Source organism: Pseudomonas proteolytica, assembly GCF_007858275.1.
Classification (GTDB): domain Bacteria; phylum Pseudomonadota; class Gammaproteobacteria; order Pseudomonadales; family Pseudomonadaceae; genus Aquipseudomonas; species Aquipseudomonas proteolytica.
The window spans coordinates 1-22660 of the sequence record NZ_VFEV01000024.1 but is presented as its reverse complement, the minus strand read 5'-3'; the positions used below and the strand labels follow the sequence as shown (position 1 = coordinate 22660).

Here is a 22660-nt window from a genome sequence, read left to right as displayed (position 1 = left end):
GCATGTTCGAGAAATTACAGCGGGCGTTCTGGAAGGCCCTGACACCGGACCTGGTGGCCGAAACGCCGAGCACCGAGCCAGCGGCTGACGCGATGTTGGCGCCGGCGGTGTTGAGTGCGCTGGGTGGGGCGATAAATCTGAAGTCGCAACAGCGAGTGGCTTTGACGCGGATCCGGGTTCAGCTACAGGACCCGACACGAATGGACGAGGTGGCGCTAAAGACGGCGGGTATCACGGCGGTGATGGTGCTGGCAGGCGGGGTGGTGCATCTGATCACTGGCCTGTAGAACACCACAAAATAAATGTGGGAGCGGGCTTGCTCGCGAAAGCGGTGTGTCAGTCAATTATTCATCAACTGACCCTCCGCTTTCGCGAGCAAGCCCGCTCCCACATTGGGGTTCTGTGTGTCTGATCGTTCCCAGGGGTCAGAGTTGGGGGCTGTCTTGCGGGGGCTTGGTTTTGTCCACGCCCGGGACGTGCAGGTTGCCTTCCACCATCTGGTTGCCTTCCAACTGCGGCTGGGTCACCCAGGTCAGGATGTCGTAGTAACGACGGATGTTGGCCACGAAATGTACTGGCTCGCCGCCACGGGCGTAGCCGTAGCGGGTCTTGCTGTACCACTGCTTCTGCGACAGGCGCGGCAGCATTTTCTTCACGTCCAGCCATTTGTTCGGGTTCAGGCCTTCTTTTTGCGCCAGTTTGCGTGCGTCATCGAGGTGGCCGCCGCCCACGTTGTAGGCCGCCAGCGCAAACCAGGTGCGATCAGGTTCAAGGATCTTGTCGTCCAGTTCGCTCTTGATCATCGCCAGGTACTTGGCCCCGCCCTTGATGCTTTGCCGGGCGTCGAGGCGGTTGGACACGCCCATCGCCTGGGCGGTGTTCTGCGTCAGCATCATCAGGCCGCGCACGCCGGTCTTGGAGGTGACAGCCGGTTGCCACAGCGATTCCTGATAGCCAATGGCTGCCAATAGCCGCCAGTCGACCTTTTCTTCCTTGGCCGACGTCTTGAAGAACTTTTCGTACTTGGGCAGGCGCTGCTGCAAATGCTGGGCAAAGGTGTAGGCGCCCACGTAGCCCAGCACATCGACATGCCCGTAGTAACGATCCTTGAGGCGCTGCAAGGTGCCGTTCTTCTCGACCTTGTCGAGGTAGCTGTTGACCTCGTTGAGCAGGCTGTTGTCTTCACCCGCAGCCACCGCCCAGCTCTGGTTGCTGGCATCGCCCAGGTCAAAGGCCACCCGTACGTTGGGGAAGTACACCTGGTTCATCGCCACTTCATTGGAGTCGACCAGGGTCAGGTCGATCTGCCCTTCGTCGACCATGCGCAGCAGGTCGACCACTTCAACGGCGTCGGACTCTTCGTATTCAATCGCAGGGTTCTGCTTTTTCAGCTCGGCCAGTTGCTCGGCGTGGGTGCTGCCCTTGAGCACCATGATCTTCTTGCCCACCAGGTCGGCCGCGTTGGTGGGGCGGGACTGGCCGTTGCGGTAGATGATCTGCGGGGTCACTTCCAGGTATGCATGGGAAAAGCGCACCTGTTGCTTGCGCTGTTCGCTGCTGACCAGACCGGCGGCGGCCAAGACCGGGCCGTTGGGCTTGCCCAACTGGCCGAATAGGTCGTCGAGATTGTCGGCCGTCTCGATTTCAAGCTTCACCCCCAGGTCGTCGGCAAAGCGCTTGACCAGTTCGTATTCGAAACCGGTTTCGCCGTTGCGGTCCTGGAAATAGGTGGCCGGGCTGTTTCGGGTAACCACCCGCAATACGCCATCCTCCTTGATTCGCTCGAGCGTGCTGGGCTTATCAACACAGGCGCTGAGCATCAGGAAGAGTCCGGTGGCGAGGAGCCATTTGGCACATCGCGGGCGCAAAGCAGTTGGGGAGAACATCTGCGCAGTATACGCAAACGGCCCACGGCGCCATATCTCGACAGCATGGGCGTTGTCTGCTAGCACCCGCAAAACTGTGCTGCAGCCCGCAGAAACGTGGCCTGGCGCATGATTGTGACGGTGAAAATAACTGCACCAGCAGCCCCGGAAAACCCCTCGATACCGTGCAATCGAGGCCAACTGACGTTCGGCAGCGGCCAGCAGTGCCGTTTCGGGTGCCGTTGGCGCAGGTTTACGCTAGAATGCACGGCCTCAAAGCACACCCCCTTCCCGAGGCTGTCCCGAAGATGTTGATCCTGCGCGGCGCTCCTGCCCTTTCTGCCTTTCGCCACAGCAAACTCCTTGAGCAACTGAGCCAGAAGGTTCCAGCTGTCACTGGCTTGTATGCTGAATTTGCTCACTTCGCCGACGTTAACGGCGTTTTGACCGCCGACGAACAGCAAGTGCTGGCACGCCTTCTGAAGTACGGCCCCAGCGTTCCCGTTCAAGAGCCGACCGGCCGCTTGTTCCTGGTTCTGCCGCGGTTCGGCACCATCTCGCCCTGGTCGAGCAAGGCCAGCGATATCGCCCGCAACTGCGGCCTGGAAAAAATCCAGCGCCTGGAACGCGGGATCGCCTTCTACGTGGCTGGCCAGTTCAGCGATGCCGAAGCCGAGCTGATCGCCAGCAGCCTGCACGACCGCATGACCCAGATCATCGTCAGCCAGCTGGAACAGGCCGCCGGCCTGTTCAGCCACGCCGAGCCCAAGCCGCTTACTGCGATTGACGTGCTTGGCGGTGGCCGCGCCGCCCTCGAGAAGGCCAACACCGAGCTGGGCCTGGCCCTGGCTGAAGACGAAATTGACTACCTGGTCAACGCCTTCAACGGTTTGCAACGCAACCCCCACGACATCGAACTGATGATGTTCGCCCAGGCCAACTCCGAGCACTGCCGGCACAAGATCTTCAACGCCAGTTGGGACATCGACGGCCAGAGCCAGGAAAAAAGCCTGTTCGGCATGATCAAGAACACCTACGTGATGCATAGCGAAGGCGTTCTGTCGGCTTATAAAGACAACGCCTCGGTGATCGTCGGCAGCGTTGCCGGCCGTTTCTTCCCGGACCCTGAAACCCGCCAGTACGGCGCGGTGCAGGAGCCGGTGCATATCCTGATGAAGGTCGAGACCCACAACCACCCGACCGCAATTGCCCCGTTCCCGGGCGCAGCTACCGGCTCCGGCGGCGAGATCCGCGACGAAGGTGCAACCGGCCGTGGCGCCAAGCCCAAGGCCGGCCTGACCGGTTTTACCGTGTCCAACCTGCAGATCCCAGGCTTCGAACAGCCATGGGAAGTGCCGTACGGCAAGCCTGAGCGCATCGTTACTGCGCTGGACATCATGATTGAAGGCCCGCTGGGCGGCGCCGCGTTCAACAACGAATTCGGGCGCCCGGCGCTGACCGGTTACTTCCGTACCTTCGAACAATCCATCACCACCCCCCGTGGCGATGAAGTGCGCGGTTACCACAAGCCGATCATGTTGGCCGGCGGCATGGGCAACATCCGTGAAGACCACGTGCAGAAGGGCGAGATCCTGGTCGGCTCCAAGCTGATCGTGCTTGGCGGCCCGGCGATGCTGATCGGCCTGGGCGGCGGTGCCGCTTCCTCGATGGCCACCGGCACCAGCTCGGCAGACCTGGATTTTGCTTCCGTACAGCGCGAAAACCCCGAGATGGAGCGTCGCTGCCAGGAAGTCATCGATCGTTGCTGGCAGTTGGGTGACAAGAACCCCATCAGCTTTATCCACGACGTCGGCGCCGGTGGTTTGTCCAACGCCTTCCCTGAGCTGGTCAACGATGGCGACCGTGGTGGCCGTTTCGAACTGCGCAACATTCCAAATGACGAGCCGGGCATGGCCCCGCACGAAATCTGGAGCAACGAATCCCAGGAACGTTACGTCCTGGCCGTTGGCCCGGCGGACTTCGAACGCTTCCAGGCCATCTGCGAGCGCGAGCGCTGCCCGTTTGCGGTGGTCGGCGAAGCCACTGCCGAGCCGCAACTGACGGTCACCGACAGCCACTTCGGCAACAGCCCGGTAGACATGCCCCTCGAAGTGCTGCTGGGCAAAGCCCCACGCATGCACCGCTCGGCGGTACGTGAAGCCGAGTTGGGCGATGATTTCGACCCAAGCACACTGGAACTGGCCGACAGCATCGAACGCGTGCTGCACCACCCGGCCGTGGCGAGCAAAAGCTTCCTGATCACCATCGGCGACCGCACCATCACCGGCCTGGTTGCCCGTGACCAAATGGTCGGCCCATGGCAGGTTCCAGTGGCTGACGTTGCCGTCACTGCCACCAGCTTCGACGTGTATACCGGTGAAGCCATGGCCATGGGCGAGCGCACGCCGCTGGCCCTGCTGGACGCCCCGGCGTCGGGCCGCATGGCCATTGGTGAAACCCTCACCAACATCGCGGCTTCCCGTATTGGCAAGCTGTCCGACATCAAACTCTCGGCCAACTGGATGTCGGCCGCCGGTCATCCGGGCGAAGATGCGCGCCTGTACGACACCGTAAAAGCGGTCGGCATGGAGCTGTGCCCCGAGTTGGGCATCACCATCCCGGTGGGCAAGGACTCCATGTCCATGGCCACCCGCTGGAACGAAGATGGCAGCGACAAGAGCGTCACTTCGCCGCTGTCGTTGATCGTTACCGGCTTCGCCCCGGTCACCGATATCCGCCAGACCCTGACCCCGCAACTGCGCATGGACAAGGGCACCACCGATCTGATCCTGATCGACCTGGGCCGTGGCCAGAACCGCATGGGCGCCTCGATCCTGGCGCAGACCCACGGCAAACTCGGCAAACACGCGCCGGACGTGGATGATGCGGAAGACCTCAAAGCCTTCTTCGCCGTGATCCAGGGCCTGAATGCCGACGGCCACCTGCTGGCTTACCACGACCGTTCCGACGGTGGTTTGCTGACCAGCGTTGTAGAGATGGCCTTCGCCGGTCACTGCGGCCTGAACATCGTGCTCGACAGCGTTGCCGAGGATGCAGCCGAGATCAACGGCATCCTGTTCAACGAAGAGTTGGGCGCGGTGATCCAGGTGCGCCAGGACGCCACCCCGGATGTACTCGCACAATTCAGCGCCGCTGGCCTGGATGATTGCGTGGCGGTGATTGGCCAGCCAATCAACAACGGCGAAATCAATATCTCGTTCAACGGCGATACCGTGTTTGCCGGCCAGCGCCGCTTGCTGCAACGCCAGTGGGCCGAGACCAGCTACCAGATCCAGCGCCTGCGCGACAACGTCGACTGCGCCGAGCAAGAGTTCGAGGTGATCCTGGAAGAAGACAACCCGGGCCTGAGCGCCAAGCTCAGCTTCGACGTCAACCAGGACATCGCCGCGCCTTACATCAAGAAAGGCATCCGTCCTCAAGTTGCCGTACTGCGTGAGCAGGGCGTCAACGGCCAGGTGGAGATGGCGGCGGCGTTCGACCGTGCGGGCTTCAACGCGATCGATGTGCACATGAGCGACATCCTCGCCGGCCGTGTTGACCTCGACGAGTTCAAAGGCCTGGTGGCCTGCGGTGGTTTCTCCTACGGCGACGTGCTGGGTGCCGGTGAAGGCTGGGCCAAGTCGGCCTTGTTCAACAGCCGTGCCCGCGATGCGTTCCAGGGGTTCTTCGAGCGTAACGACAGCTTCACCCTGGGTGTGTGCAACGGTTGCCAGATGATGTCCAACCTCAGCGAGCTGATCCCGGGCAGCGAGTTCTGGCCGCACTTTGTGCGCAACCGTTCCGAGCAGTTCGAAGCCCGCGTGGCCATGGTGCAGGTGCAGGAGTCCAACTCGATCTTCCTGCAGGGCATGGCCGGTTCGCGCATGCCGATCGCCATCGCCCACGGTGAAGGCCATGCCGAGTTCGAAAGCGAAGAAGCCCTGTTGGAAGCCGATCTGTCCGGCACCGTGGCCCTGCGTTTTGTCGACAACCACGGCAAGGTCACTGAAAGCTACCCGGCCAACCCGAACGGCTCGCCGCGCGGGATCACCGGCCTTACCAGCCGCGACGGTCGCGTCACCATCATGATGCCGCACCCGGAGCGTGTGTTCCGCGCCGTGCAGAACTCGTGGCGCCCTGAAGAGTGGAACGAAGACGGTGCGTGGATGCGCATGTTCCGTAACGCTCGTGTGTGGGTGAACTAAGGCCATGTACAAGCTCAGCTTCTTTGTGCCCGACAGCCATGTGGAGGCGGTGAAAACCGCCCTCTTCGCCGCAGGTGGCGGGCGCATCGGCAACTACGACAGCTGCGCCTGGCAAGTGCTGGGCCAGGGCCAATTCCGCGCGTTGGATGGCAGCCAGCCGTTTATCGGGCAGGTCGGCCAGGTTGAAGTGGTTGAGGAGTGGAAGGTTGAGCTGGTGGTGGCTGATGAGCTGATCGTGGCGGTTGTGGCTGCGTTGAAGCTCAGCCACCCCTACGAGACACCGGCGTATGAGGTGTGGCAGTTGGCGGATTTCTGATTCGCAGGCTGCATAAACAAGAAACCCGCTGGGCCAGTTTGGTCAGCGGGTTTTTTGTTGCCTGTGATAGCCATCGATACCTACACAATAAGCAGATAGGGCCGTTGTGGCGAGCGGGCTTGCCCCGCGTTGGGCTGCGAAGCAGCCCCAAAACCAGCCGCTACGGAGTGTCTGATATACCGCATTCGGCTTACTGGGGCTGCTTCGCAGCCCAGCGCGGGCAAGCCCGCTCGCCACGGGGAAGGTTGTTAGTTATTGGAAGTTGTGTGGATAGCTATGCTGCGATAGCGCCCGTCCAAACAACCCGCCCTCCCTACCGGGAAGGCGGATTTTTGCCCGGCTTATGGCGCGGGCGTGAGTTTTACCTCGGCACGAATGGCGTCGATCAAGGTGGTCTGGTAGACAAAGCGCTGCTCGGTCATGCCCCAGCGATCGATGAAGAACATGCCCTGATCGTCCACCTGGATCGGGGTCGAGACGATTTCCCCGGTTCTGGATTTATGCAGCAGGTTGGTTTCTGCCGTGGACGGGCGTTCGACCAGAAAGTGCCCGGACACTTTCAGCCGCGTGCGGTCCAGCGGTACGAAGGCCGTCGGTTCGCGGATGTCGGCGATGCCGACCTGCAAGGTGAAGTCGCTGCGCAGGGCGGTCCAGCGGGTTTCCAGGTTCGTCTCCCAGCGGCCGGGCTGGATGGGGAGTGAGCGGCTGGGCGCTGCGTCGCGGATGTGCAGGCTGGCGGCGCCTTGCAGCTCGGCCAGGCCAGGCACTTGCAGGTGGGTGTTGGTGTGGGCGCTGCCGATGAACGCCACCCATTTGTGCGCGCCGTGTGCCGCCTGGTCGGCGTCGATCACCCGGGAGGCGAAGTAGCTGAACATCTGGTTGCGCGCTTCGGGGTTGGCGCCCTTGACGTAATAACTGGCGGTGCAATCGAGCGCTCGCACGCGCAGCCCGTGTTTGTTGGCTTGCTGGATCACTTCTAAATAGCTGTTGGCGCCGCTGTAGAGCGGCATATGCCCGGCGTTCTGGCGTTTGAGGTAGTCCTTGAGCGCGGGCGACAGGCGTTTTGACTGGCGCAAGGCATCCAACTCCGCTTGGTGCAAGTCGGTGAGTAAATGTTCGACGTACAGCGTGTCGAACTTCAGCGCCTTGAGTTGCTTCATGTGTTTGATCAGGAACGCTTTGCTCGCCTGCGCGCTGTGCGCCTCGCCGATGACCAGCCCCGCCAGTTGGCTTTCACTCACCGCACGCAAAAACGGCTCCGGCAGCGTTTGGCCGTTGAGCCGCGACAATTCCGGGCGGGCCGGCAGGGTGTGCTGGCTGAAATACTGCTGGGCATCCAGGGTCAGACGGTCTCGTGTGCTTTTGAAGGCCGAAAACGCCTTGCGATGCGCGGGCCCCGGCAGGTAACGGGTGTCCAGCCCGCGATACTGGTTGGACTGGGCCAGGATGCTTTCGCGCAGGTCGGCAGCCAGATCGTAGTCGCTGAAATGCGTGACCGTTGCCTCAGCCATCGACGGGCCTGGCGATATTACGGGGCGTTCAGGCGCACGCACGGCCAGGGTGTAATCGGCTGTGGTGTCGCCCGCATCAATGCGCAAACCCACGGCCTGATCAGCGCCGACATCCTCCACGCGTACGGCAATTGCTTTGTGCAGGTCGGCCAGGCCCGGCGCCTGATCGGTTGTGGTCATGCGTGCCGGGTCCATCAGGGCGATCCAGCGTTCATCGGGCACGGCTTCGCTGTCGGCCAGCAGGACTTTGTGCGAGTAGAAGTTGCGCAAGGCGGTGCCGCGCGTGGTGGTGGGCGGGGTGTCGCCGAGGTGGAGGGCGTCATCCAGGTCGTAGCAGGTCGAGGCGTCCAGCGCTTTGATCTTGATGCCTTTGGCTGAAGCCTTGCGTACCAGCGCCAGGTAGGAAAATTCGGCGTTGTCGGCAAACCCGAGGTCCTTGTCCACAAGCATCAGATGCCGCTCGATGTGCTTCCAGGATTGGCCGCTGTTGAGCTTGTCCAGTTTCGGGCGGAATACATCACCGGGCAGGTATTCGATGTACAGGCGCTTGAAGCCTTTGTCGAACAGCGCCTCGAGGTTGTCGATCAGCACCTGTTGGCCGACGCCGCTGTCGGGGATGGCGCCGATGATCAGGTTCGGTGCGCGGGTAAACGCAGCGTTGTCGGTGAGTGCGGCCAGCGAGTTCTCCAACGCGACGGCCGGCACCTGCGCACGGGGCGCCACGGGCGGCTGCTGGCGGAAGAAGTCCTCGGCATCGCGGGTCAGTTGGCTGACCTGTTGCTGGTACACCTCACGCAGCGGTCGCAGGTCCCGGGCCGCTGCGGCCAAGGTGATGTGGGGGTTTTCGTACACCCAGTCGCCCTGTTGGTGCAGTTGCGCCTTGAGGTTGGGGTTGAGCACGTGCTCCAGCTTGTCTGCGTACTTGGCCGGCATCTCATAACGCTTCAGTGCGTCGGGTGTCTGTGGCAGTTTTTCATACTTCGGCGCGCCGCCGATCACGCCAGTGCGTCGCCAAATGCCCAGGTCATCCGGGGCAGCGAGGCGGGTGGTGGACACCAACTTGCCGGTGACCGGGTCGAGGCGATAGAGCAGATAGCGCCCGATCGGGTCCGGTGTTTTGTGCGCCCAGAGAAATTCGCCCTGGAACAACACCGATTGCATCCCGGCAGGCTTGAGCGGCGGCGGTTCCAGTGGGCTGATCAGTCTTAGCGCAGGGCTCTGCACAATACGCCGGGGGGCCTGGCGCACGGCAAACTGTTGCAGGGTGCCGAGGGCCGGGCGCAGATCGGTGAACAAGCCGCCGGCGCTGTTGAGCAGGTAACCGATCAAGTGTTCCAGGGCCTGGGCGTTGTCGCCTTGATGGTAGGCGTGCAGAGCGAGCATGCCGTCCTTGAACGCCAGCGCCAGGCCGATGCTCAGGCTCAGCACCGGGAAGGGTGCGGTGGCGATGGCGGCGACCCATTCCACGCACGTCCAGGCGATGCCGCTGATCATCTGGGTGCGGTTGACGGTGGTGGCTTTCACGTCATCCATCGTGCGTTGCAGCTTGAGGTCATACACCTCGCGTCGCAGGTCCTGGATCTGGGTCTGTGCGCGGATCGGGTCATGGCGCGGCGGGCTGACACTGGTTTTATCCAGCCCTTGTGGCAACTGCCGCCGGGCGTCCTCAAGGAAAGTGCGCACCCGCCCCTGGGACTGCACCGCGACGCGCTGCACCAGGTAACCGAGCATGCCGGGGAGTTTTTTCAACAGGTAGTTGAACTGCCGGGCCTCACGCACGCTGATGCCGTCCGGGGCGTTGGGGGTGTAGAGCAGCGTCGGGGCGTCGGCATGGGTGAAGAGGTAGCAGCCGATCACCCATTCGCCGTCGATGCTCAAGCGGTGGATCGCGTGATCACGGCGGATCGCCGGCGAGGTCTGGTCCATGCTGGCAATGCTGCGCTCCAGCCAAGCGCCGTCGAGCGCGGCGATATGCCCTTGCAGGCGGCATTCAAGGGCGGCGCTGCGCAGTTGCCCTTGGGTCAGGGCCAGGGTGGCGTTGCGCCGCAGCGCGTAGTCCGGGCTGTCGACGTTCAGCAGGCGGGTCTTGATCTCATTGATATACCGCTCGCCGACCCAGACCCCGGTGACCGAGCGCGCGACTTTCTCGGCAGTCAGCGGGCTCAGGTCCACGCCGTCGGGGCCTTTGAAGCGGGCCGAGCGGGAGAATTTTTCGTCGAGAAAACCGATGCCGTCGGCGTAGCCGTCGCGGTACAGCTGGGTGTAGCTGATTGGCGCAGCCTTGGCGAGCGTGGGTGCGTAGGCCCAGACGCTGTCGGGGTCGACGTCGGAGCGCGGGCGCCCAAGCAGCGTGCCCAGGCGCTGGCGCGCCTGCTCATGCAGGTACGTGCTGAAGCTCGGCACCTGCGCCTCGGACAAGGGGTAATCGTTGTAGGCACGCAGACCGCCTTCGGTGTCGTCCGCCAGTTTCATCAGGGTGCGCCGCGTGGGCAGCGGCGCCGCGCGGAACCAGGCGGGAGTGCTGAACTCATCGTCATCCAGGCGCGTGGCCAACACATGGGTGGCCATTGCCTTGAGGCAATCGGCATGGCTGACGGTGGGGCCGAAGCTGATTTCGCGGTGCTCCTGGGCGTGAAACTTGTAGCTCAGGCCGCTGAGCACCTGTTTCATCTTGGCGCGAAAGCGCAGGGCGACGCGGGTGACCAGGTAATCGGTGAGGGTGCCGGGCGGTGACTTGACGCCATTGTCCAGGGTCCAGCCGAGGATGTGATTCTGGCAGGCAACTTCACTGTCGAACGCCTGGAATTGCTGCGCGCGCGGTGCTTGCGGCGTACACAGCAACACGCGGTCGACGGCGCCGCTGGCGTTGCGCCGGCGCAGCACCCACAGGTCTTGCAACTGAGCCTCGTGCAACGCCAGGGTTGAGGCGCTCAGCAATGGGTCGCTGCCTTGGCGCACGCGCTGGATCAGCTCGACATCGTCAGCGCTGAGATGCCCCTGCAGCAGCGCGGTGCAGGCCAGGGTACTGATTCTGTGATCAAGCATGGCCTCGATGGCCTGGCACAGTTCGGTCTTCGCGTGGAGTTGCTTTTGCAAGGTACTGAAGTCGATACGCGGTTGTAGCGTACCCAGTTGCTCCGCGAGCCAACCTGGTGTCAGCTCGGCGTAGGCGGCGGGCAGTGGCGCGCCGTCGTAGCTGAGGCTGGTTTTTTTCAGGAAGTCGGAGCCGGTGTGCTCATCGTCGGGATGTGGGCCGCGCAAGGCCAGCTCGACCAGGTCGCGCTCGTGGTTGTATTCGCAGATCGGGTTGAGCAAGCGCCGCGTGGTTACCAGCAGGCGTTGCGGTTCGAGGTCGTGGATATCCAGCTCATCGCTCAGGCGCTCCAGCCATTGGTGGCGCGCCAGCGCGTAAGGCGTGGCGAGGGCGCCGAACAGTTGCTCCAGGTGTTGCCGGGCCTGGTTGTAATGGTGCAGATGTTCGGCGAGTTGAGCACGTTGGGGGTCGGTGGCGCTGCGGTACCAGTCCGGCGCGCTGTACCGCAGCCATCGGTCGAGCAGCAGTTGGGCACGCCATTGCAGGCGCGCGCTGACGTCGGGAACGGCAGTAGCGATGGCCTGCTCCAGCGCGTTGATCAGGGCTTGCGCGTCGCTGTGCGGGTTGTCCACCAGGCTGAGGGCGCGGGTGATGTCATCGCTGCGCTTGGCGATCAGTTGGTTGTCGAGGTGTTCGAACAGCGGCCGCTCACTGATCGGGTTCAACCCCAGCGGCCAGACGGCGTGTGGCGTCAACGCGTGGTAGTCGGTGGGCAGCAGGCCCATGAAGTGCGTGCGCTCGGCGGCGGCGTCCAGGCGCTGGAACAGCGCGGTGTCGAGGTCGATGAGGGTGGCAAAAAACTCGATCCCGCGTGAGGGGGTAAACAGCGCCACACGGCCGACCGGTGTGCTCGATTGAAGCTCGCTCACCTGCGGGCTTGAATGTTCGGTCAGCACAAAAGCTGCGGCCAGTTCGACGGTTTGCTCCTGGTATTCAAAGGTCAGTGCATACAGGCCTGGGCGTTGTGTGACGCCAAGCGGTATGCGGTCCAGGATCGCCAACTCCTGCGGGTGCAGCAGGCGGTCGGCGCCCGCGAGTGCGGCTTCGTGAGTCAGGGCTGTGTAGCCGGCCTCAAAGGTCATGAAGGATTTACGTGCCTTGCCGTCGATCTGCTCGCGGCGGTCCATGTCCTGCAGTTGTGTGTTCAGCGTGGTTCTGAGGGTGGCCAGCAGGGTCTGGCCTTCAGCGCTTTGCAGATCACGTTCGGCCAATCCCTGGTACAGCGCACGGCTCTTGTCGAGGAACTGTTGCCGGTACTGTTTGAGAAGGGTGTTCAAGCGTTCCAGATAAGCCAGGTCTGCCGACTGGGTTTGCGCAGGCAGCAACGGCCCATCGACATCGAGCAGGTAGTGGCCGATCAGGTTGAGTGAGCCTTTGATCTCGTCAAAGCTCAAGGGGGGATTGGAAGTGCTCACAGGCACGGGCTCCATGCTGAGGGTTAGAGCTGTCAGCATGGGCAGGGCCGCCCCGGGCGGGGCGGTAGATAGGTAGGTCAGGCGCCCGCGCGCACCGGGTTGCGTTGTGCCAGGGCCTTGAGGGCGTCGCTCAAGCCCTGGGCCTGGTCGCCGACCAGCAAATGCCACACGCCGTCTTCAAGCCGGCTGACACCCTGGCAGCCGAGGCTGTTGAGTTGCGCCTGCGACAGGCCTTTTTCATCGGCCAGTTGCAGGCGGATACGGGTCATGGCGATGCAGTCCAGTTGCACCACATTGTCCTGCCCGCCCAATGCATCCAGCCATTGCTGTGCCTGGGCCGTGGCGACTGTAGCGGCGCTGGCCGCTGGCGCTGGCATGGCGGCGCCGGCTACCGGCACGTGATTGGATGAGGGCATCGCCAGGCGGATTTCATCGGCAATGCTATCGGCCAGCGGTCCGACGACGACCTGCAGGCTGCCGCCGTTGCCGGGACGGACCACGGCCATGGCGCCAAGGGCTTTCAACTCGGCATCCAGCGCCTTGTTGCGGTCCACCATGTCCAGGCGCAAGCGCGTGGTGCAGGCGCCGACGCTCAACAGGTTCGCGGCACCGCCCAATGCGCGCAGGTACGCATGGGCCCGCTGGTTATCCGTCATGACCTCGGCCTGGGCCACCTGGATGTCTTCGCGCCCTGGCGTTTTCAGGTTGAAGCGGCGGATGCAGTAGCTGAACACGCTGTAGTAGATCAGCGCATACGCCAGGCCCACGGGCACCACCAGCCAGCCATTGGTGGATTTGCCCCAGCCCAGGACCATGTCGATGAAACCGCCGGAAAAGGTGAAGCCCAGGTGAATGTCCAGCAGGTTGGTGACGGCCATCGACAGGCCTGTCAGCAGCGCATGCAGCAGATACAGGAACGGCGCGAGGAACATGAACGCAAACTCGATCGGCTCGGTCACCCCGGTGAGGAACGAGGTCAGGGCCATCGACAGGAATATCCCGCCCATGATCTTGCGCCGCTCCGGCAGGGCATTGCGGTACATCGCCAGGCACGCCGCCGGCAGGCCGAACAGCATCACCGGGAACATGCCTGTCATGAACTGGCCGCCGTTGGGGTCGCCGGCAAAGTAGCGGGTCAGGTCGCCCGTCACCACCGCGCCGGTGGCCGGGTCGGTGAAGCTGCCGAACACGAACCAGGCCATATTGTTGAGGATATGGTGCAGGCCGGTGACGATCAGCAGGCGGTTGAATACGCCAAACACAAACGCCCCCAGGCTGCCGCTTTCCATCAGCAAGACGCCGAAGCCGTTGATGGCGTGCTGCACCGGTGGCCAGATCAGGCCGAACACCACGCCCAGGCCCACTGCCGAGAACCCGGTGACAATCGGCACGAAGCGTCGCCCGCCGAAAAAGGCCAGGTACTCCGGCAGCTTGATGTCCTTGAAGCGGTTGTACAGGGCGCCGGCCATCAAGCCGCTGACGATCCCGGCCAGCATGCCCATGTTGATGGTCGAGTCCAGCACCTTGAGGGTCGAGATCATCACCAGGTAACCGATGGCGCCCGCCAGCCCGGCCGTGCCGTTGTTGTCCCGGGCAAAGCCGACGGCGATACCGATGGCGAAAATCAGGGCCAGGTTGGCAAAGATCGCTTGCCCGGCGTCGTGCATCACCGCGATGTTCAGCAGGTCGGTATCACCCAGGCGCAGCAGCAGGCCGGCAATCGGCAGGATGGCGATGGGTAGCATCAATGCGCGGCCCAGGCGTTGCAGGCCTTCGATGAACAATTGGTACATGGCGAGTCTCCTTTTTCTTGTTGTTGTCAGCTCAACGGCCAGTGCTGGTGACAGGCTTGGCGTACGGCCCCGGCGCTGCTCAGGTTGAGCAGGCCCTGGCTCAGTTGCCGGCATTGCGTGGCGTCGAGGTGGCGCACACGGTCTTTGATTTCAGCAATCTGCGGCGGGCTCACGGACAGCTCGCGCACCCCCAGGCCCACCAGCACCGGTGTGGCCAGCGGGTCGGAGGCCAGGGCGCCACACACGCCGACCCAACGGCCATGTTTCGCGGCGCCGGCGCAGGTCTGGGCGATCAGGCGCAACAGCGCCGGGTGCAGTGCATCGACCCGGGCAGCCAGGCCGGCATGGTCGCGGTCCATGGCCAGGGTGTACTGGGACAGGTCATTGGTGCCGATCGACAAAAAGTCCGCATGCTCGGCCAGTTGCTCGGCCATCAGCGCGGCGGCCGGCACTTCGATCATCACCCCCAGGTCCGGGCGCTGGGTCAACCCCAGTTCGGCGCACAGGTCGTCGAGGCGCTGGCGAATGTGCAGCAACTCGTCCACTTCACTGACCATTGGCAACAGGATCCGGCAGCGCTGCAGCGGGCTGACCTGCAGCAGGGCACGCAATTGCTGGTCGAGCAGTTCCGGGCGTACCTGGGCCATGCGAATGCCGCGCAGGCCCAGCACCGGATTGGCTTCGGCGGGCAGTGGCAGATAGTCGAGCTGTTTGTCGCCGCCCACATCGATGGTGCGAATGATCACTGGTTTGTCGCCCATGGCGTCCAGCACCGCCTGGTAGGCCTGGCGCTGCTCTTGCTCATCGGGCGCGGTGCGGCGCTCGACAAACAGAAATTCGGTACGCAACAGGCCAACGCCATCGGCGCCGTTTTCGTAGGCCATCTGTGCCTCGCTGCTGGAGGCCACATTGGCCGCCACCTCAACGCTTACGCCATCAAGGGTGCTGGCCGCTGTCTGGGCCTGGGCCTGTTGCTGCTGGCGCTGCAGTTTTTGCGCATCGCGGATCTGGTGCACCTCGGCGTGGCGTGCATCATCGGGCATCAGTTCCAGGCGGCCGTTGGCGGCGTCCAGCACCACACGCTGGCCTTGGGGCACATCGAGCACTTCACTGCCCAGGGCGACCACACAGGGCAAGCCTTTGCCCCGGGCCAGGATCGCCACATGGGAGGTGGCGCCCCCTTCGGCCATGCACAGGCCCGCAGCGTTCTGCTCGCTCAACTGCAGCAGGTCCGAGGGGGTCAATTCATGGGCGGCGACAATGGCGCCGGCCGGCAACTCGAACTGCCAGGCTTCACCCAGCAGCGCCCGCAGGACCCGCTGCTGCAAGTCCCGCAGGTCGTTGGCGCGCTCGGCGAACAACGGCTTGCCCAAGCCCAGCAGCACGGCGCATTGGGCCTGGATTGCATCGCGCCAGGCGTGGGTGGCGGCGCTGCCTTGCTCGATGGCAGCGGTGGCGGCCTCCAGCAGGGCGGGGTCTTCCAGCAGGGCCAGGTGGGCGGCGAAGATCTCCTCTTCGTCCACGTCCTTGCGCCGGCGGGCGTGCTCCAGGGTACGGCGGATTTCCCCGCGCACCTGCTCCAGGGCGGCGTCCAGTTGCTGCAACTGCTCATCGGCGACGTGGGTTCGCGGGTCTGCAGGCAACTCGATGCTGCTCATTCGCCACAAAGGCCCGCAGACCAGGCCAGGTGCGGCGCAGACACCTTGCAAAACACCGGCTTGGGCGGGGGCGCGCTGCGCAGCGACGGTGGCCGGGGCTTTGTGGGGAACCGCCAGGGACAACGCCGCGAGCAGGGCTTGCAAGGCGGCTTCGCTGTCTTCGCCTTGGCAACTGACGCGCACTTCGTCCTGCTCGCCAATCCCCAGGCCCAGCAGGCCGATCAGGCTGCCGCACGGCGCAGATTTGCCGGCGAAATGCAGGTGCGACTGGCTGCTGAAACCTTGCGCGGTCTTGCGGATCAACGCAGCGGGGCGTGCATGCAGGCCACCCTTGTGGGTGATGCGAATGCTGGCGCTGGCGGCGTTGCCGGTGTGCGCGCCAGGCGCTGTGCGGGTGGCCGAGGTGTGGCGCGGGTAGACCTGCATCAGCGGTTGGCCCACGGTCGCCATTTGCATGCTGAACGGTCGCAGCTCGAACTGATCGCTGTTGGTGAGGATGATCAGGCTGATCAGGCTTTTGCACTGGCGGGCGATGCGGTCCAGGTCCAGGCGCACCAGGGCCTGGCCGCTGCTCACCCGGGCGCCCTCCTTGACCAGCAGCGCAAAGCCCTCGCCCTTGAGCTCGACGGTGTCGATGCCCACGTGCAACAGGATCTCTGCACCGTTGTCGGCACGCAGGGTCAGCGCATGCCCGGTGCGGGCAAGGTGAATCACCACGCCATCGCATGGCGCATACAGGCAATCGTTGAGCGGGTCGATGGCCAGGCCATCGCCCATGGCGCCGCTGGCGAACACCTCGTCTGGCACGTTGCCCAGGGTCCGCACCGGCCCGGTCAGGGGCGCGTTGAGGGTCAGGTCATTGTTATTGTTGGTCATGGGCACGGTACTCATCAGGAAAACGCTGCACATCACTTCAGTGGGTGCGGGTGACTTTGCTCAGGTGGCGCGGCTGGTCGGGGTCCATGCCCCGGGCCTGGGCCAGGCCGGCGGCCATTACGTAAAAGCTCTGGATCGCCAGGATCGGGTCCAGGGCCGGGTGTTCGGCGCGGCTGAGGGTCAGGTCACGCTCGGCGATATCGTCGGGTGCGGCCAGCAGCACGCGGGCGCCGCGTTGGCGCATTTCCGTGGCCAGGGTCAGCAAGCCCGGCTGTTCGGCGCCGCGTGGGGCGAACACCAGCAACGGGTAGTTGGCGTCGATCAAGGCCATCGGCCCATGGCGCACTTCGGCGCTGCTGAAGGCTTCGGCCTGGATCGCCGAGGTTTCCTTGAGTTTGAGCGCGGCTTCCTGGGCAATGGCAAACCCGGCGCCACGGCCGATAACCATCAGGCGCTGGCAATCGCGCAGGGCGTCGATGGCCAGGCTCCAGTCCTGGGTCGCCGCTTCGCGCAGGCCGGCAGGCAAGGCGTGGCAGGCTTCGAGCAGGCCGTCTTCCTGGTTCCAGTGGCCGACCAACTGGGCACTGGCGCTCAAGGTGGCGATAAAGCTCTTGGTCGCGGCCACACTGCGTTCGGGGCCGGCGCACAGGGGCACATGGAATTCGCACGCGGCCTCCAGGGGCGAGTCTTCGGCGTTGACCATCGATACGCTCAACGCCCCGCGCTTGCGCAGCAGGCGCAGGCTGTTGACCAGGTCCGGGCTTTGCCCCGACTGGGAAAACCCGAAGGCGGCCTGACCGCTGACTTTCAGCGGCGCCTGCGCCAGTGTCACCACCGACATCGGCAGCGACGCCACCGGCACGCCCACGTGTTGCATGGTCAGGTAGGCGAAGTAGCTGGCGGCGTGGTCCGAACTGCCACGGGCGACGGTCATCGCCACTTGCGGCGGCTGGCGGCGCAGGCGGCCCGCGACTTCGGCCAGCAGCGGGTCGAGGCATTGCAATTGGGCCGCGACGGCCTCACAGGAGGCCAGGGCCTCTTCAAGCATTTTTGAAGTCAATGGTTTCTCCTTCGACCATTACGTCGGTGAGGTGCAGGGAGCGGTCCAGGCGCACGCAGTCGGCAAAACTGCCGGGTTGCAGGCGGCCGCGTTGTTCCAGGCCCAGATAGTCCGCAGGAAATTGCGACAGGCGCTGTGAGGCTTCGTTGATCGGCAGGCCGATCTTCACCAGGTTGCGCAGCGCCTGATCCATGGTCAGGGTGCTGCCGGCTAGGGTGCCGTCGGCCAGGCGCACGCCGCCCAGGCATTTGGTCACGGTATGGCTGCCCAGCTTGTATTTACCGTCGGGCATGCCGGCGGCGGCCGTGGAGTCGGTGACGCAGTACAGGCAGGGGATCGAGCGCAGGGCCACGCGCATGGCGCCGGGGTGCACGTGCAGCAGGTCCGGGATCAACTCTGCGTATTTGGCATGGGCCAGGGCGGCGCCGACGATGCCCGGCTCGCGGTGATGCAGCGGGCTCATGGCGTTGTACAGGTGGGTAAAGCTGGTCGCGCCGGCGGCCAGGGCGGCGACGCCTTCTTCATAGCTGCCCAGGGTATGGCCGATCTGCATGCGCACCCCGCGTTGGCTGAGCGCGCGGATCAGGTCGTCATGGCCGGCGATTTCCGGGGCAATGGTGATCACCCGGATCGGCGCCAGGCGCAGGTATTCCTCAACCTCGGCCATCAGCGCTGTGTGGGCGAAGTTCGGTTGGGCGCCGAGCTTGCCCGGGTTGATGTAGGGGCCTTCCAGATGCACCCCCAGCACTCGGGCGCTGCCGGCCGGGCGCTGTTCGCAGAACTGGCCGAGTTCGCCGAGCACCCGGGAGATTTCCTCGACCGGCGCAGTCATGGTGGTGGCCAACAACGAGGTGGTGCCGAAACGCACATGGGTGCGAGTGATGGTCTCGAAGGCGCTGCGGCCTTCCATGATGTCCTTGCCGCCGCCGCCGTGCACATGCAGGTCGATAAAACCTGGCAGCAAGTAGGGCAGGTCGTTGTCGGCCGGATCGCAAGGCACGCCTTCGACGGCGCTGACCTTGCCTTCGTGGTGCACCAGGCGGCCGCGAATCCAGCCGTGGGGCGTGAGGATATTGTCTTCGGACATGGCAGTTCTCTAAGGCCGCAACTCGGCGGCAAAGTCATAGCGACGCAGCTCTGCGACAAAGTCGTAGTAGTCGTTGCGGCAGTAGGTGTCGGTGATCTCGATGGGCGTGTTGTCGGCGGTGTAGCCGACCCGGGTCATCAGCAGCATGGCGGTGCCGGGGGCGATGCCCACCAGGGCCGCGAACTCGTCCGAGGCGTTGATTGCCTGGATGTGTTGCAGGGCCCGCACCACCGGTTTGCCGATGCCTTCCAGGTATTCGTAGAGCGAGCTGCCGATGGCCTGGGGGTTGGGAATGATCGAAGCGGGCAGGGCGCTCATCTCGATGGCCATCACGGTGTCGTCCGCTTTGCGCAGGCGCTTGAGCCGCGCCACTTTGTCGGTGGGCGACAGGCCCAGGCGGATCAGTTCTTCATGGGTCGGCGGGGTGATCTCGCGCACCAGCCATTGCGAACTGGGGGCAAACCCCTTGAGCCGCAGCATTTCGCTGAACCCCGAAAGGCGCGACAGCGGTTGTTCCAGGCGCGGCGTAATAAAAGTCCCGGAGCCTTGGCTGCGGCGGATCAGGCCTTGGGCGAACAACACTTCCAGGGCTTTGCGGGCGGTGACCCGGGAAATGCTCAACTGCTCGCTGAGCACGCGCTCCGAGGGCAAGGCCTGCTCGGATTTCCACTGGCCGGCATGGATCGCGGCTTCCAGATTGCGGGCCAGTTGCAGGTACAGCGGCGTGGATTGTCGGTCGTCAGGACGCAGGGTCTGGATGGGATTCATCTGTAGGGTTTCCGATGCGTTATTGGAGTGTTGTCGCCCGGTAATGGCCGGAAATTAATACCACTTAAATACCATGTCAATGCCGCCAAAAGCGTGCAAACGGCTGTTTGCAGGCACCTTAAAGGTGCCTGGCATCAAGTGGTATTAGAGAGGTCTTTATCGCGCGCAGAAAGACGCAGCCCCTGGCAGTGAAATGGTATTCACCGGCAGGGGCTGTGGGGGAGGCAGGTTTTTTTTGAATTATTTTACGAACGGTGCCGGTTACGGGCGGATCTCGATCATCGTGCCGTCCTTGACCAGGTTCCACACTTCGCGCATGTCGACATTGCGCATACCGATGCAGCCGTCGGTCCAGTCCAGGGTGTGGAACCACTGTTCGGGGTATTCCTCACTGTCTGGCGTGCCGTGGATCATGATCATGCTGCCGGGCTTGACCCCTTCGCGGCGCGCGCGGGCGGCATCGCTGATATTGGGGTAGGAGATGTGCATGGACAGGTTGAAGCGGTCGCTGGTCTTGCGCCAGTCGATCCAGTAGAAGCCTTCCGGGGTGCGGCGGTCGCCTTCGATCAGCTTGTGGCCCTTGGGGTTCTTGCCCAGGGAAATACGGTAGGTCTTGAGCGGCTTGCCGTCGTTGATCAGTTGCAACTGATGGGCGGACTTGAGCACCAGGATCTTCTCGACGGGTTTGCCGCCCAGGGTTTGCAGGGTGGTGGCGCACGACAGGCTGGCGAACGACAGGCAGAGCAGGGCAAGCAACCAACGCATTGAAACGATATCCGTATAAAGGCTTATTGCGCCGGTTGAGTCGCAGGCGGCACCGATTCGCTGCGCACGGGGAACACCTGTTGCCGACGGTCAGCGAAAAAGCATTCTAAGGTACGCCTGACCGTGCGGAAAGCCAGCTCGGACCAAGGGATATCGGCTTCATCGAACAGCCTGACTTCCAGGCTCTCGGGGCCGGCGGCAAAGTCCAGGTCGATCAGTTCGGCGCGGTAGAAGATATGCACCTGGCTGATGTGCGGTACATCGATCAGCGTGTAGATGCTCAGGTTGCGCACCCTGGCGCAGGCTTCCTCAAGGGTTTCGCGCATGGCGCCCTGTTCGACGGTCTCGCCGTTTTCCATAAAGCCTGCAGGCAGGGTCCAGAAGCCCAGGCGCGGCTCGATGGCCCGTCGGCACAGCAGCACCTGGTTGCCCCAGACGGGCAGGGTGCCGGCGACGATATTGGGATTCTGGTAGTGAATAGTCTGACAGTGGTCACACACATAACGCAGGCGTGCGTCGCCTTCGGGAATGCGCTGGATGACCGGTTTACCGCATTGGCTGCAGAAGTTCATGCTTGGGTTCCTGGGGACTGCGCCTATCTTGGCGTGCAGGGCAGTGGCCTGCAAGTTGTCGTTTAGCGACACCGCCGGGGTTTTGGGGTTGGGCGCCCGTACGCTTTGGTGCATGATGCAAGGTAGCCAACAGATCGAGATGACTCATGCTGGACGAGCTACTTCGCCGGGTAAGCAATCACACGCCACGCACGCTGGAAACTGACGGACGTTTCCCCGAGGCCGCCGTGCTGGTGCCGATTACCCGTAGTGACGAACCCGAGCTGATCCTGACCCTGCGCGCCAGCGGGCTGTCGACCCACGGTGGCGAAGTGGCCTTTCCGGGAGGGCGGCGCGACCCGGAAGACCCGGACCTGGTGTTCACTGCCCTGCGCGAGGCCGAAGAAGAAATCGGCCTGCCGCCGGGCCTGGTGGAAGTGATCGGCCCCTTGAGCCCGCTGATCTCCCTGCACGGCATCCGTGTGACCCCGTATGTGGGGGTGATTCCCGATTATGTCGAGTACCTGGCCAACGACGCCGAGATTGCTGCGGTATTCAGCGTGCCCCTGGAGTTTTTCCGCCAGGACCCGCGCGAGCACACCCATCGCATCGATTACCAGGGCCGCAGTTGGTACGTGCCCAGCTATCGGTTCGGTGAATACAAGATCTGGGGCCTGACGGCGATCATGATCGTAGAGTTGATCAACCTGCTCTATGACGATGCCGACATCAGCCTGCATCGACCGCCGAAAAGCTTTATCAATACCTAAGCCATCGTTTGAATGGCAAGCCGTGAGGGAAGACCATGAAATACCGCCTGGGCGATGCCCGCGTCGAGACCCATCCACACAGCTGGGTGGCGCCCAATGCCACGCTGGTGGGCAAGGTCAAGCTGGAAGAGGGGGCCAACGTCTGGTTCAACGCGGTGTTGCGTGGTGACAACGAACTGATCCTGATCGGCAAGAACAGCAACGTGCAGGACGGCAGCGTGATGCACACCGACATGGGCTACCCGCTGACCCTGGGCACTGGTGTGACGGTTGGGCATAACGCCATGCTGCATGGCTGCACCGTCGGCGACTACAGCCTGATTGGCATCAATGCGGTGATCCTCAACGGTGCCAAGATCGGCCGGCACTGCATCATCGGCGCCAACTCGTTGATCGGCGAAGGCAAGGAAATCCCCGACGGCTCGCTGGTGATGGGCTCGCCTGGCAAGGTCGTGCGGGAGTTGACCGAGCAGCAGAAAAGAATGCTGGAGGCCAGTGCTGCGCACTACGTGCATAACTCGCAGCGCTATGCCCGTGATCTGGTCGAGCAGCCAGAATGAACCCGGTAGAACGCCCCGTTGCCTCGCCCTGCGTGAGTATCTGTGCGCTGGATGATGACGATATCTGCACCGGTTGCCAGCGCAATGTCGACGAAATCACCCGTTGGAGTCGCATGGACAATGCCGAGCGCCGGGTAGTGCTGGGGTTGTGCCATGAACGGGCGAAGGCCAGTGGAATATTGTGGATGATCCCCGGAAAATCCGGCGCCTGATATTTTTGAATGGCGAGCGAACCTGTTGTGGCGAGCGGGCTTGTTGTGGCGAGCGGGCTTGCCCCGCGCTGGGCTGCGTAGCAGCCCCAATAAAACCTCCGCGGACGTTCAGGTACACCGCAGCGCCTGTCTTTAGGGCTGCTACGCAGCCCAG

The 22660-nt window shown here is 63.5% G+C and carries 15 protein-coding genes; 6 read left to right on the top strand and 9 right to left on the bottom strand.

Annotated elements, in window-relative coordinates; all coding sequences use genetic code 11:
- Window positions 1-2 precede the first annotated feature (2 nt).
- Window positions 3-287, top strand: coding sequence for a PTS sugar transporter subunit IIB (locus FIV38_RS17880; RefSeq protein WP_092233859.1), 285 nt, complete (start codon window positions 3-5; stop codon window positions 285-287).
- 138 nt (window positions 288-425) lie between these two features.
- Here FIV38_RS17880 and mltF read toward each other — a convergent pair whose 3' ends face one another.
- Window positions 426-1886 carry a membrane-bound lytic murein transglycosylase MltF gene (gene mltF / locus FIV38_RS17875; RefSeq protein WP_092233862.1) on the bottom strand — a complete coding sequence of 487 codons (1461 nt, stop codon included), beginning with the start codon at window positions 1884-1886 and terminating at the stop codon, window positions 426-428.
- Between the two features lie 287 nt (window positions 1887-2173).
- Between mltF and purL the strand changes: the two genes are divergently transcribed.
- Together purL and FIV38_RS17865 are read left to right on the top strand one after the other, a co-directional pair.
- Window positions 2174-6070 carry a phosphoribosylformylglycinamidine synthase gene (gene purL, locus FIV38_RS17870; protein WP_070994753.1) on the top strand — a complete coding sequence of 1299 codons (3897 nt, stop codon included), beginning with the start codon at window positions 2174-2176 and terminating at the stop codon, window positions 6068-6070.
- 4 nt (window positions 6071-6074) lie between these two features.
- Complete coding sequence (locus tag FIV38_RS17865) at window positions 6075-6386, top strand: YqfO family protein (RefSeq protein ID WP_092233865.1); 312 nt, start codon at window positions 6075-6077, stop codon at window positions 6384-6386.
- A 341-nt stretch (window positions 6387-6727) separates the two neighbouring features.
- Here FIV38_RS17865 and FIV38_RS17860 read toward each other — a convergent pair whose 3' ends face one another.
- The 8 genes from FIV38_RS17860 to FIV38_RS17825 form a co-directional block, all read right to left on the bottom strand.
- Window positions 6728-12406, bottom strand: coding sequence for a membrane-targeted effector domain-containing toxin (locus FIV38_RS17860; RefSeq protein ID WP_092233868.1), 5679 nt, complete (start codon window positions 12404-12406; stop codon window positions 6728-6730).
- A gap of 77 nt (window positions 12407-12483) precedes the next feature.
- A complete protein-coding gene (gene nagE / locus FIV38_RS17855; RefSeq protein ID WP_092233871.1) occupies window positions 12484-14199 on the bottom strand; it encodes an N-acetylglucosamine-specific PTS transporter subunit IIBC in 1716 nt (571 codons plus the stop codon).
- A 26-nt stretch (window positions 14200-14225) separates the two neighbouring features.
- Window positions 14226-16733: a phosphoenolpyruvate--protein phosphotransferase gene (gene ptsP, locus FIV38_RS17850; protein WP_092233874.1), complete on the bottom strand. Its 2508-nt coding sequence runs from the start codon at window positions 16731-16733 to the stop codon at window positions 14226-14228.
- A 37-nt stretch (window positions 16734-16770) separates the two neighbouring features.
- Entirely contained in the window at window positions 16771-17793 is a 1023-nt protein-coding gene (locus FIV38_RS17845; RefSeq protein WP_029296152.1) for an SIS domain-containing protein, read from the bottom strand.
- Complete coding sequence (gene nagA, locus FIV38_RS17840) at window positions 17774-18880, bottom strand: N-acetylglucosamine-6-phosphate deacetylase (protein WP_092233878.1); 1107 nt, start codon at window positions 18878-18880, stop codon at window positions 17774-17776. Before nagA ends, FIV38_RS17845 begins: the two co-directional genes overlap by 20 nt.
- A gap of 9 nt (window positions 18881-18889) precedes the next feature.
- Window positions 18890-19648, bottom strand: coding sequence for a GntR family transcriptional regulator (locus tag FIV38_RS17835; RefSeq protein WP_029296156.1), 759 nt, complete (start codon window positions 19646-19648; stop codon window positions 18890-18892).
- 261 nt (window positions 19649-19909) lie between these two features.
- Window positions 19910-20413, bottom strand: a complete 504-nt coding sequence (locus FIV38_RS17830; RefSeq protein ID WP_029296160.1) for a L,D-transpeptidase family protein — start codon at window positions 20411-20413, stop codon at window positions 19910-19912.
- 23 nt (window positions 20414-20436) lie between these two features.
- Window positions 20437-20985: an NUDIX hydrolase gene (locus FIV38_RS17825; protein WP_070994758.1), complete on the bottom strand. Its 549-nt coding sequence runs from the start codon at window positions 20983-20985 to the stop codon at window positions 20437-20439.
- 146 nt (window positions 20986-21131) lie between these two features.
- Here FIV38_RS17825 and FIV38_RS17820 point away from each other — a divergent pair, with 146 nt between their 5' ends.
- The 3 genes from FIV38_RS17820 to FIV38_RS17810 are packed head-to-tail and all read left to right on the top strand — an operon-like array spanning window position 21132 to window position 22506.
- Complete coding sequence (locus FIV38_RS17820; protein WP_029296164.1) at window positions 21132-21734, top strand: CoA pyrophosphatase; 603 nt, start codon at window positions 21132-21134, stop codon at window positions 21732-21734.
- Window positions 21735-21769: 35 nt separating this feature from the next.
- Entirely contained in the window at window positions 21770-22294 is a 525-nt protein-coding gene (locus tag FIV38_RS17815) for a gamma carbonic anhydrase family protein (RefSeq protein WP_070994759.1), read from the top strand.
- Window positions 22291-22506, top strand: a complete 216-nt coding sequence (locus FIV38_RS17810) for a DUF1289 domain-containing protein (RefSeq protein WP_092233881.1) — start codon at window positions 22291-22293, stop codon at window positions 22504-22506. Before FIV38_RS17815 ends, FIV38_RS17810 begins: the two co-directional genes overlap by 4 nt.
- Window positions 22507-22660: the final 154 nt, after the last annotated feature.